At 61.4% G+C, this 11,319-nt stretch carries 13 protein-coding genes; 12 read left to right on the top strand and 1 reads right to left on the bottom strand.

All coding sequences use genetic code 11. The features are described 5' to 3' along the window. The first annotated feature begins 68 nt into the window (after nt 1–68). The 11 genes from N2603_RS39090 (at nt 69) to N2603_RS45075 (ending at nt 10,777) form a co-directional block, all read left to right on the top strand. Nucleotides 69–590, top strand: a complete 522-nt coding sequence (locus N2603_RS39090) for a DUF1993 domain-containing protein (protein WP_260386365.1) — start codon at nt 69–71, stop codon at nt 588–590. Between the two features lie 460 nt (nt 591–1,050). Then, nucleotides 1,051–2,001, top strand: a complete 951-nt coding sequence (gene folD, locus N2603_RS39085) for a bifunctional methylenetetrahydrofolate dehydrogenase/methenyltetrahydrofolate cyclohydrolase FolD (RefSeq protein WP_260386364.1) — start codon at nt 1,051–1,053, stop codon at nt 1,999–2,001. A gap of 406 nt (nt 2,002–2,407) precedes the next feature. Beyond that, on the top strand, nt 2,408–3,520 hold the full coding sequence (leuB, locus tag N2603_RS39080) for a 3-isopropylmalate dehydrogenase (protein WP_260386363.1): 1,113 nt from the start codon (nt 2,408–2,410) through the stop codon (nt 3,518–3,520). A 393-nt stretch (nt 3,521–3,913) separates the two neighbouring features. Further along, on the top strand, nt 3,914–4,111 hold the full coding sequence (locus N2603_RS39075) for a hypothetical protein (RefSeq protein ID WP_260386362.1): 198 nt from the start codon (nt 3,914–3,916) through the stop codon (nt 4,109–4,111). Nucleotides 4,112–4,173: 62 nt separating this feature from the next. Then, entirely contained in the window at nt 4,174–6,681 is a 2,508-nt protein-coding gene (locus N2603_RS39070) for a GcvT family protein (protein ID WP_260386361.1), read from the top strand. Between the two features lie 58 nt (nt 6,682–6,739). Further along, complete coding sequence (gene purU, locus N2603_RS39065) at nt 6,740–7,603, top strand: formyltetrahydrofolate deformylase (RefSeq protein WP_260386360.1); 864 nt, start codon at nt 6,740–6,742, stop codon at nt 7,601–7,603. A gap of 119 nt (nt 7,604–7,722) precedes the next feature. Continuing rightward, nucleotides 7,723–8,472, top strand: coding sequence for an electron transfer flavoprotein subunit beta/FixA family protein (locus N2603_RS39060; protein ID WP_128954187.1), 750 nt, complete (start codon nt 7,723–7,725; stop codon nt 8,470–8,472). Then, entirely contained in the window at nt 8,472–9,407 is a 936-nt protein-coding gene (locus N2603_RS39055) for an electron transfer flavoprotein subunit alpha/FixB family protein (RefSeq protein WP_260386359.1), read from the top strand. Before N2603_RS39060 ends, N2603_RS39055 begins: the two co-directional genes overlap by 1 nt. Before the next feature lie 265 nt (nt 9,408–9,672). Beyond that, nucleotides 9,673–10,314, top strand: coding sequence for a hypothetical protein (locus N2603_RS39050; protein WP_260386358.1), 642 nt, complete (start codon nt 9,673–9,675; stop codon nt 10,312–10,314). Next, a complete protein-coding gene (locus N2603_RS45080) occupies nt 10,245–10,439 on the top strand; it encodes an AAA family ATPase (RefSeq protein ID WP_425248954.1) in 195 nt (64 codons plus the stop codon). The genes N2603_RS39050 and N2603_RS45080 overlap by 70 nt, the downstream gene beginning before the upstream one ends. Then, on the top strand, nt 10,424–10,777 hold the full coding sequence (locus N2603_RS45075) for an AAA family ATPase (RefSeq protein ID WP_425249019.1): 354 nt from the start codon (nt 10,424–10,426) through the stop codon (nt 10,775–10,777). Before N2603_RS45080 ends, N2603_RS45075 begins: the two co-directional genes overlap by 16 nt. On the opposite strand, the gene N2603_RS39045 is transcribed toward N2603_RS45075, so the two are convergent. Next, nucleotides 10,671–10,913 carry a hypothetical protein gene (locus N2603_RS39045; protein WP_260386357.1) on the bottom strand — a complete coding sequence of 81 codons (243 nt, stop codon included), beginning with the start codon at nt 10,911–10,913 and terminating at the stop codon, nt 10,671–10,673. The genes N2603_RS45075 and N2603_RS39045 overlap by 107 nt on opposite strands. A 71-nt stretch (nt 10,914–10,984) precedes the next feature. Between N2603_RS39045 and N2603_RS39040 the strand changes: the two genes are divergently transcribed. Next, nucleotides 10,985–11,182 carry a hypothetical protein gene (locus N2603_RS39040; protein WP_260386356.1) on the top strand — a complete coding sequence of 66 codons (198 nt, stop codon included), beginning with the start codon at nt 10,985–10,987 and terminating at the stop codon, nt 11,180–11,182. Nucleotides 11,183–11,319 lie beyond the last annotated feature (137 nt).

Below are 11,319 nucleotides of genomic sequence, written 5' to 3'. Positions count from 1 at the left end.
GGGACCAGTTAGAACTTAGTTTGAGGATGAGTGCATTCAAAACGCCGTTGAAAGGGGAGCTTATTACCATGGCCTTTGCGCTCTACGACGCAAGTGTTGCGACCTACCTGCAGATCCTTGGGGCGCTCGGAGGTGTCCTCCAGAAGGGCGCCTCGCATTTTCGCGAGAAGGGTGTCGATCTCGCTGAGATTATTGAAGCGCGACTTGCACCCGACATGCTACCGCTGACCTACCAAATCGCGTCAGTCACCCATCACTCGCGTGGTGCGATCGAAGCTGCGAAGAACGGTGTGTTCGTTCCGCCGAAAGTGCCGCCCGGCATCGACTATGCGGGCCTGCAGGCCCAGGTGAAGAACGCGCGCGACGAGCTTGCGGCGTTGACGCCCGAGACCGTGAACGGCCTCATCGGCCGTGAGGTCACGTTCAGGTTCAGCGAAAGCGCGCTGCCGTTCACGGCGGAGGGTTTCCTGATGTCGTTCTCGCTGCCGAACTTCTTCTTCCACGCAACCACGGCCTACGACATTCTGCGCCACAAGGGTGTGCCGCTTGGCAAACGCGATTTTATGGGACCGCTGAAGCTGAAGACGTGAGGTGTGCGCCTTGCGTTAGGGAATTTGCGTGCTCGGCTTCACAAATCCAGCTGAACGCTACTCACCGCCCGCACCAGTATGGGCGCCAAGGCTGAGGTGCAAGCGCGCTGGCGCCGCAACGTTGCGGGTGCTCTTCACCGTCCATCACCAATCGGCTGAAATCCGTCGGAAGGGGTGCTGAGATGCGGGATTTCATCGTCCATTCGCCGCTCATTGCACCAATCAAGCGAAAGTTCAGCTTATATTTTGCATATCCGGCGGAGCGCTGCAGGCGTGCCCGGTGCTACGAAAGGATCATACGCCGGGTGTGCTGAATCGTTGTTCCAGGATACTGGCGAGATTGTACGAACGTGAAGAAGACGCGGAGCCCAGTTGCGAGCGACGGGAGCTTTATCTGTCCACATGCAGTTGGGTCCGACGAGTAGGCTCGCCAAGCTACTTGATCCATCAGGAATTCATCATGAATGCTGTCCGAATTGATGGAAAGGTCATCGCAGAAGCTCTTCGAGCTCGCGTCGCGCGCGACGTAGCCTTGCTCCAGACCAAATGGAATGTGACCCCCGGCTTGGCCGTCGTGCTCGTTGGAAAGGATCCTGCCAGCTCCGTTTATGTGAAGACGAAAGCCAGGCAAGCCCAAGCCGTGGGCTTCAAATCTAAGCAGTTCTTGCTGCCGAGTAGCGTCGAGCAAGCTGAGCTGTTGGAATTGATCGAGGAGCTTAACGCTGACGACTCCATTGATGGTATTCTTGTTCAGCTTCCGTTGCCGGCTCACATAGACCGTTGGCATGTGCTGGAGGCCATCGATCCGGCGAAGGATGTCGACGGGTTTCATCCCTACAATGTCGGAAGGTTGGCCGCGGGTCGACCTGCTCTTGCTCCATGCACTCCGCTTGGGGTGGTCCATCTCATCAACACGGTTGTGAACGACCTGAGCGGACTTGACGTCGTCGTGATTGGTCGATCGAATATCGTCGGAAAGCCACTCGCAACTCTCCTGGCTGACGCCGGATGCACCGTGACAGGTGCGCAGCTCCAAACGAGAAACCTGCCGGAGCTTTGTCGAAGGGCCGACATCGTGGTCGCGGCCGCCGGTTGCGCCGGGTTGGTTCGAGGCGATTGGCTGAAGGCAGGCGCAATTGTCATCGATGTTGGCATCAATCGCACGGTTGATTTGAGTGGGGCGGCCAAGATAGTGGGAGATGTAGTCTTTGCTGAGGCGAGCAAGCGCGCGAGCCACATCACCCCGGTCCCTGGCGGCGTCGGACCGATGACCGTTGCTTACTTACTTGCAAATACCGTAAGTGCCGCAATTTCTCGGCGAGATCTGGCGATGAGTTCGGATAACCGCCATATTTGTCCGCCGCGCTTGCCAAGCCGGGCCCTGCAGGTTGATCTACAGAATGAAGGCTAGAAGAACCGTCATCAGCGGGTCCCAATGAATCGCACCCTGGCCCTGGGCACGTATTATTGCTCGTCGTCGGCGATCAATTCCACTTAGCGATCCACGCCTCACAATGAGAATGCAAAAATGTTCGTCGTAAGCGCGTTATGCGCCCTGACTGCGCCCACCGACAATATACGTTTTTCAAGCGAGCTGACTTGCCTGACAGCGCAGCTGTGAAAGCAACCTCAGCCGGTCGGGCGTTACGAACGCTTGTCCCCAATTTAGCGTAGATTGCTCGATAACTATGGCTGCGGTCGTGGCCTGTCGACTCCATCGCTCCCGCCCCTTTATTCAACTCAGCCAGAAAAAAGACGTGTCTCGCTAATTGCGGCACTTCTAGCGCTCCGGCCGACCAGATCATAAGGACCAGAGTATGACGACTCAAAAACTCCTGCTGCTTCCCGGTGACGGTATCGGTCCCGAGGTGATGGGCGAGGTGAAGCGGCTGATCGACTGGCTCAACACCGCGGGAATCGCCAAATTCGAGACCGATACGGGCCTCGTCGGCGGCTCCGCCTATGACGCCCACAAGGTGTCGATCTCGGAAGGCGACATGGCCAAGGCCAAGGACGCCGACGCCGTGATCTTTGGCGCCGTCGGCGGCCCGAAATGGAATGCGGTTCCTTACGAGGTGCGTCCCGAGGCCGGCCTGCTGCGCCTGCGCAAGGACCTCGCGCTGTTCGCCAACCTGCGGCCTGCCGTGTGCTATCCGGCGCTTACGGAAGTTTCGACCCTGAAGCGCGAAGCGGTCGAGGGCCTCGACATCATGATCGTGCGCGAGCTCACCGGCGGCGTCTATTTCGGCGAGCCCAAGACCATCACCGATCTCGGCAACGGCCAGAAGCGCGCCATCGACACCCAAGTGTACGACAGCTACGAGATTGAGCGCATCGCCCGCGTCGCCTTCGATCTAGCGAAAAAGCGCAAGAACAAGGTGACGTCGATGGACAAGCGCAACGTCATGAAGTCGGGCGTGCTCTGGAACGAGGTCGTGAAGCGGGTCCACAAGCGCGAATATTCCGACGTCAAGCTCGAGCACCAGCTCGCCGATTCCGGCGGCATGATGCTGGTGAAATGGCCGAAGCAGTTCGACGTGATCGTCACCGACAATCTGTTCGGCGACCTGCTGTCCGACGTCGCGGCGATGCTCACCGGCTCGCTCGGTATGCTGCCCTCGGCCTCGCTCGGCGAGGTCGACGTCAAGAGCAAGAAGCGCAAGGCGCTGTACGAGCCTGTGCACGGTTCGGCGCCGGACATTGCAGGCCAAGGCCTTGCCAATCCGATCGCGATGATCTCGTCCTTCGGCATGGCGCTGCGCTATTCCTTCGACATGGGCGCGCTCGCCGACAAGCTCGACACCGCGATCGCCGCCGTCCTAGCCAGCGGCCTGCGCACCGCCGACATCAAGTCGGAAGGCACCACGGCCGCCTCGACCACACAGATGGGCGAAGCAATCCTGAAGGAATTGCAGAAGCTGCACGCGTAAGTGCTGTGCTCCTCATCCCCGACCGAAGCATTCATCGAATTGAGGGGAAATCTCGGGGGCCGGCTTGCCTCGCGGAATCCATAAGTGACGGTGGGGGAGCGCAGGCGGCCGGAGACGAGCAGCCATTACAATATTTCGGCGTCGGTCTCGCAGTTGGGCTCGCAAAAGCGTCGATACCTGCGGACGGCGCGCAGAATTTCGGCGTCTGTGTGTTCGATATTGAACAAATCCAGAGTCAGTCGTCGGTAATATGTCATGGCCTAAAGCTTCCGGCTGACGAGGTTACGGAACGAGCGCGCGTGGGAGGGAATCGAAACTTGTATGCTTCCGTACACGTCGCGCATGACGGAGTCGTCAGTCGGCTAGAGCGCAAGGATGGCACCAAAGTGCCGCATGCTGCGCGAATATCTCATTGCATCTGCGGCGAAACTGGTGCGCAGTTCGAATTTGGCTCGCGGCGCCAACCGGACGATTTTGCTACTCAACATTCCAATAACAGAGGGCAGGGCGCTACTCTCTTCCTGCATCGCGCTGTCCGATGGTGGGCGCGTGCTCAGCCAAATGGAGCCCGCGCCGACGCGAACGCAATGAGATTCGCGATATGACTCCAATCTGAACCGAACCCGCCCCTCTCAGTTATTTTGAGTTCTCGAATGCAAAGCAAGCTGCCCTCCCATGCGGAATACGTCATCGTCGGCGGTGGCATCATCGGTCTATCGACTGCCTTTCATCTCACGCGCCTCGGGCATCGCGACGTTCTCCTGCTTGAGCGTGACCAGCTCACCTGCGGGACTACATGGCATGCGGCCGGATTGGTGACTCAGCTTCGAGCCAACGAGAATATGGCGAAGTTGGCCCAGTACACCGCGGGATTGTTTCATGAACTCGAGAGCCTGACAGGTCAGTCCACGGGCTTCCGGCAATCCGGGTCTATTACGATTGCGGCCACGCCTGCCCGACTCGAAGAACTGAGGCGAGGTGCGTCGATGGGCCGCTCCTTTGGCCTCGAGGTCGAGATGATTGACGCTGCCGAAGCCAAAAGGCGTGTACCTTTGCTCGATGTGGCAGATGTTATTGGCGCAGCGTGGATCCCCTCCGATGGCATGACTAGCCCGGTGGATACGGCGCGCGCTTTCGCGGCGGGAGCTCGGCAGGGCGGAGCCAGAATCCTCGAGCGCACTCCGGTAACTCGCATCATTGTCGAAAAGGGCCGCGTCGCCGGCGTCGAGACCGCGGAAGGGATCGTGCGTGCCGAAAAGGTTATCATCTGCACAGGCATGTGGACGCGGACCTTGGCTGCCGATCTCAATTGGACGGTACCGCTGCAGGCGGCGGAGCATTTCTATGTCGTCACAGAAGCTATTGCCGATTTGCCGTCTGATCTTCCGACCATTCGCGATATGGATGCGCATTTCTACGCGAAGCCCGACGCAGGCAAATTGCTGGTCGGGTTTTTCGAGACCCGTGGCAAACCGTGGGGCATGGATGGGATTCCGCACGATTTCAGCTTTGATTCCCTGCCAGACGATTTTGAGCACATCGAGCCATATCTCATCAATGCAATGCGGCGCATGCCTGCACTGGAAAATGTGGGCCTACAACTAAACTTCAACGGGCCGGAGAGCTTTACCCCGGATAATCGGTTCCTGTTAGGACCTGCACCAGATATCGCGAACCTCTTTGTCGCTGCCGGGTTCAATTCGTGCGGCATCGAGTCGTCTGGTGGTGCTGGCAAAGTGATGGCCGAGTGGATGTCGACGGGCGTCCCCGTCAGTGACTATTGGGAAATGGACGTACGGCGAGCCATGCCTTTCCAGCGCAATCGGCGATATTTGCGCGATCGAACGGGGGAGGCGGTTGGCAATCTTTGGGCTCTCCATTGGCCTCACAAGTCACCCGAGACGGCGCGGAACGTGCGGGTTTCACCGTTGCACGATAGGCTGGCTGCGGCCGGCGCAAGCTTCGGCGAAGCCGCGGGGTGGGAAAGAGCGCAGTGGTTTGGTGGAGCCGGGTCACCGAACAGCACCCACGCTACGTTTGGTCGCGATGATTGGTTTAAGGCAAGCCGTGCGGAACATGAGGCTACTCGTTCGGGGGTTACGCTGTTTGATCAAACTTCCTTCGCGCATCTGCTGGTGCAGGGACGCGACGCCCTTGCCTTGCTTCAACGTCTGTCGACCAATAACGTCGATGTTCCCGTAGGCCGTATCGTTTACACGCCGTGGCTCAACGAGCGGGGCGGCATGGAGTCCGACGTCACAATCGCACGAACGAGCGACGACGAGTTTCTGGTGGTTACGGCGGCCGTACAGCGCATCCGGGATCTCGCGTGGCTGCGAACGCATGCCAAAGATGCAGGCCATGTGTCCGTTGCCGACGTCTCATCGGGATACGCGTGCCTCTCGGTCATGGGGCCACGTTCGCGTGAGCTGCTCATGCGTGTGAGCCCTGCGGATTTCTCGGATACCGCCTTTCCTTTTGCGACGGCCCGGGAGATCGAGATTGGCTATGGCCTTGCCTTCGCGTTCCGTATGACGTTCGTCGGAGAGCTTGGATGGGAATTGCACATTCCTGTCGAGCAGGCCCTCGGTATCTACGATGCGCTGATCGCGGCAGGCCGCGATCTCGACCTGCGACACGCGGGCTATGTGGCCCTGAATACGTTGCGCCTGGAGGCGGGATACCGAGATTGGGGCTCCGACGTCAGTGATGAAGACTCGCCGCTCGAGTCGGGGTTGGGTTTCACAATCGCCTGGAAAAAAGACGAGGATTTCATCGGACGGGCCGTCCTCGAGTCTCAGCGCGCGCACGTTCCACGCCGGCGTCTTGTTCAACTAGCTGCCCCGAAGGCGGTGCCGCTCATGTTCGGAACTGAGCCCGTCTGGCGCAATGGATCGCTCGTCGGCTATCTGCGGTCCGCGGGCTTCGGCCACACCCTGGGCTGCGGTGTTGGTATGGGCTATCTGCGCTCTGAAAGCGGGGTGAGTGCCGAATGGCTGGCCCAAGGAAGCTTTGAGATCGAGATCGCGGGCGAAAAACACGCTGCGATCGCATCTCTTCGCCCATTCTACGATTTGAACCGCACGCGTGTGAAGGGCGAGTGGCGGAAGGCCGAGGACCTCATTGCCCCGGAGCTGCTGCTAGCACGCTCTAAGGAATGATCACTGTTACCGCCTTTTAATTCCGTTTGCGAAGGGCCGCCAACTTGGCGTGTTTGTTATGTCTGACCATTCGATGATCCTCGTCTTGTCCTGCCCTGACCGCCCAGGCATTGTTTCGGCCGTCTCCAGTCGTCTATTCGAGGCTGGCTGCAACATCCTTGACGCACAGCAGTTCGACGATACGGAGACAGGTCAGTTTTTCATGCGCGTCGTCTTCGTTCGCGGCGAGCAAGCGCAATCAGAGCTCGAAATCAGTGGATCAATTGCGGAGCTCGCCGAACGTCTTGCGATGAAATTCACTCTGCGGCAGAGCTCCGCAAAGAAGCGCGTGATGCTGCTGGTTTCAAAATTCGATCATTGCCTGGCCGATCTGCTTTACCGCTGGCGCATCGGCGAACTGCCGATGGAGGTGACCGCCATCGTTTCCAATCACGGCCGCGAGCATCTGTCTTCGACCGATCTGGCCGAATTGCCATTCTACCACTTGCCTGTCACCAAGCAGACAAAGATGGAGCAAGAGACGCGCATCTGGGAGCTCGTGCAGGAGACAAATACGGATGTCGTCGTCCTTGCGCGCTACATGCAGATTCTATCGGACGGTTTCTCCGCCAAATTGTCTGGGCGTTGCATTAACATTCATCACTCGTTCTTGCCAGGATTCAAAGGCGCTAAGCCGTATCATCAAGCTCACGAGCGCGGCGTCAAGTTGATCGGCGCGACGGCCCATTATGTGACCTCCGATCTCGATGAGGGGCCAATCATCGAGCAAGATGTTGAGCGGATCTCGCATCGTGACACGCCGGACGATCTTGTTCGTAAAGGTCGCGACATCGAACGCCGTGTACTCGCCCGCGCCGTGCGTCATCACCTCGAGGATCGCGTGGTGTTGAATGGAAGAAAAACTGTAGTCTTCACTGGCTAAACACCGAGACGAGAACCGAAGACGATGACCTGCGGCGTAGTAGCTAAGCCCATGCGCGCATTGGTCATGAGCAGCTAGCAAGTTTGCGTAACAAGCAGACTGAAATTGAAAGAGGATCGATGAAGGTCTTAGTGCCGGTAAAGCGGGTGGTCGATTACAACGTCAAGGTCCGCGTCAAGGGCGATGGATCGGGCGTTGAACTCGCCAACGTCAAGATGTCGATGAACCCCTTCGACGAAATCGCAGTCGAGGAAGCGCTGCGCCTGAAGGAAGCCGGCAAGGCCACCGAGGTCGTGGTGGTCTCGATCGGACCGGCGCAGGCGTCCGAGACGATCCGCACCGGTCTGGCCATGGGCGCCGATCGCGGCATCCTGGTGAAGGCGGAAGGCACCGTCGAGCCGCTCGCCGTCGCCAAGATCCTGAAGAAGGTCGCGGAAGAAGAGCAGCCGGGCCTGATCATTCTCGGCAAGCAGGCGATCGACGATGACAGCAACCAGACCGGCCAGATGCTGGCCGCGCTGCTCGGCTGGTCGCAGGCGACCTTCGCCTCCAAGCTCGAGGTCGAAGGCTCTGACTTCAAGGTGACCCGCGAAGTCGACGGCGGCCTGCAGACCGTGAAGCTGAAGGGACCGGCGATCGTCACCACCGATCTCCGCCTCAACGAGCCGCGCTACGCCTCGCTGCCCAACATCATGAAGGCGAAGAAGAAGCCGATCGCGGAGAAGACCGTCGCCGATTACGGCGTCGACGTCGCCGCGCGCCTCGAGGTGCTGAAGACGGCTGAGCCGGCGGGCCGCAAGGCCGGCGTCAAGGTCAAGGACGTCGCCGAGCTGGTGTCGAAACTCAAGAACGAAGCCGGGGTGCTCTGATGACGACGCTTCTGATTGCCGAGCACGACAATGCGTCGCTCAAGGACGCCACCAACAAGGCCCTGACCGCGGCTGCCGCGCTCGGCGCGGATGTCGAGGTGCTGGTTGCCGGCCAGAACGCAAAGGCCGCGGCAGATGCCGCTGCCAAGCTCGCCGGGGTGAAAAAGGTGCTGCTCGCCGATGGCGACCTGTACGCGCACGATCTCGCCGAGCCGCTGGCTGCGTTGGTCGTGTCGCTGGCGTCCGGCTATGACGCGATCGTTGCGCCGGCGACCTCGCGGTTCAAGAACGTGATGCCCCGCATCGCCGCTCTGCTCGACGTCATGCAGGTCTCGGAGATCACCAAGGTGGTCGCGCCCGATACCTATGAGCGTCCGATCTATGCCGGCAACGCCATCCAGACGGTGAAGTCGAAGGACGCCAAGAAGGTCATCACGGTCCGCACCTCCACCTTCGCCGCAGCAGGCGAGGGCGGCAGCGCCCCGGTCGAGACCGTGGCAGCGGTCGCCGATCCCGGCCTGTCGACTTTCGTCGGTGAGGAGGTCGCCAAGAGCGATCGTCCCGAGCTGACCTCGGCCAAGATCATCGTCTCCGGTGGCCGCGCCATGCAGAGCCGCGAGAATTTTGCCAAGTACATCGAGCCGCTCGCGGACAAGCTGGGCGCCGGTGTCGGTGCCTCGCGCGCCGCGGTCGACGCCGGCTATGCCCCGAACGACTGGCAGGTCGGCCAGACCGGCAAGGTCGTGGCCCCCGAGCTCTATGTCGCTGTGGGCATTTCCGGCGCGATCCAGCATCTGGCCGGCATGAAGGACTCCAAGGTAATCGTCGCGATCAACAAGGACGAGGACGCGCCGATCTTCCAGGTCGCCGATTACGGCCTGGTCGCCGATCTCTACCAGGCGGTCCCGGAGCTGACCGACGAACTAGAGCGGTAGGACGATTATTGGGGGGAAGGCGACGTGTGTTCTCCTTCCTCAAGAGGATGTTTGCAGCTCACCATTGCATGAGGCAGCGCGACCGATTGTCGGCGCCTTACTGATCGTAAAGGTGTCCATCGATGTGCCCTGAGTTCGACATCGGCTGAGGGCATCGGCGTCGCAACCGGGCTCTGGAAGACGTACGGCGCCAAGCTCTACGCGCTGCTCGGCATCGGCGACGTCGCACCTCTGACCGAGGTCCTGAGCGAGGATCGCTCGGCTGGTGCTGGCGTGGAAGGAGAAGCTCGCCGAGGCGACGTCGTGGTCTGGCTCGACGAGCGCGGCTTCGACGTACGGCTGCCGAAGAGATCATCCGCCTGTGGGGCGCGGAGGCCGCAGCGAGGCTGCGGGAACAGCCCTACACGATGATGGCGCTCGCAGACTGGCCGGCGGTAGACGCGGCCGGCAGGCGGTCGGCATCGCGGTCGAAGTTCCGAGACGCCTCGTCGCCGCCGTGGAGGCCGTGCTCTACGCGCGGCTGGACCAGAACCACACCTGGATCGGCGGGCGCGACCTCGTCGCTGCGGTCGGCCGGCTTCTGAAGTGCGCTCTGGCGCGGGCCGAGCAGGCGGTGGCGGCCGCGGTCGCGCAGCGGGCGGCGATCCCGATCGCGGGCGGCTACCAGGCCGCCGGCGCCCACATGATGGAGCGCTACGTCGCCGACCGGATCCGGGAGATGCTGGCCGCGCCGGCCATGGGCGACCTCATCGCCCGCGAGGTGTCCGATCCGAGCTCTCCGGCTGGCTCGACCGGCGGGCCCCACGCGTGGCGCTCGACTAAGAGCAGCGCGAGGCTGTGCGCATCGCGGTCCAGGAACGGTTTGGCATCGTCCGCGGCGGCGGCGTCGGCAAGACCACGATCCTGAAGGCCGTCGCCCGTGCGTGCGGGGCGTTCGGCCGGACCATCCACATGATGGCCCTCGCAGGGCGCGCAGCCGTCCGCATCAGCGAGGCGACCGGCTCGCACGCCTCACCATCGCCGCCTTCCTGAAGGGTGTCGAAACCAGGCAGATCGCGCTCGGCCCGGAATCGCTGGTGATCATCTACGAGGCCTCGATGCTCGACCAGCCGACCATGTACCGGATCCTGCGGGTCTTACCGGACGGCTGTCGGCTTCTGCTGGTCGGCGACCCCCGGTCAGCTGCCGCCCATCCAGTTCGGCCTGATGCTGCACCGCGTTGGTCGAACGGGCCGAGATCCCTTCGGTCGATCTCAGCAGGGTCTACCGCCAGACCGAAGCGATCGGCATTCCCGCGGTCGCCGGCGCGATCTGGGCCGGCCGGTTGCCCAACCTACCTGACCAAGTGGATGCCACAACCGGCGGGGTGATCTTGGTTCCGTCGGGCGAGGTGACCACCGACCAGATCATCGATGTCGTCGCCGACCTCGGCGGCTTCTCCGAGGACCTGCGGATCGTCTGCGTCGTGAAGGCTGGCCCCGCCGGCACCGAGGCGTTGAAATTCACGCTTCCACGACATCTTCGCGGTCGGCAAGCGCCGGCACCCGACCAGGCGCTTGGCCGAGGGCGAGCCGGTCATGTTCCTCAAGAACGACTACCAGGCGAGCCTGCGCAACGGCAGCCTCGGCTGCATCACCGTCATCGAGGACGGGAAGGTGACCGCCGACTTCGACGGCACCGAGATCGAGCTGAGCGGCTACGGGCTCGACGATCTCGCGCTGGCCTACGCCATCACGGTTCACAAGGCCCAGGGCTCGTCGTTCAAGCGGGCGTGATCCCGATTCAGAAGACCCGGCTGCTGGACCGATCCCTGACACCGCAATCACCCGGCCCACGGACCTGGCGGTCATGGTCGGCACCGGCGAGGTGCTGCGGCAGGCGCTGGAGCGGGACGCCCATGCCGACAGACGGG

Origin of the sequence: Bradyrhizobium huanghuaihaiense (assembly GCF_025200885.1) — a bacterium.
In the GTDB taxonomy this organism is placed as follows: domain Bacteria; phylum Pseudomonadota; class Alphaproteobacteria; order Rhizobiales; family Xanthobacteraceae; genus Bradyrhizobium; species Bradyrhizobium huanghuaihaiense.
This window is presented reverse-complemented; position numbering and strand designations above follow the sequence as displayed.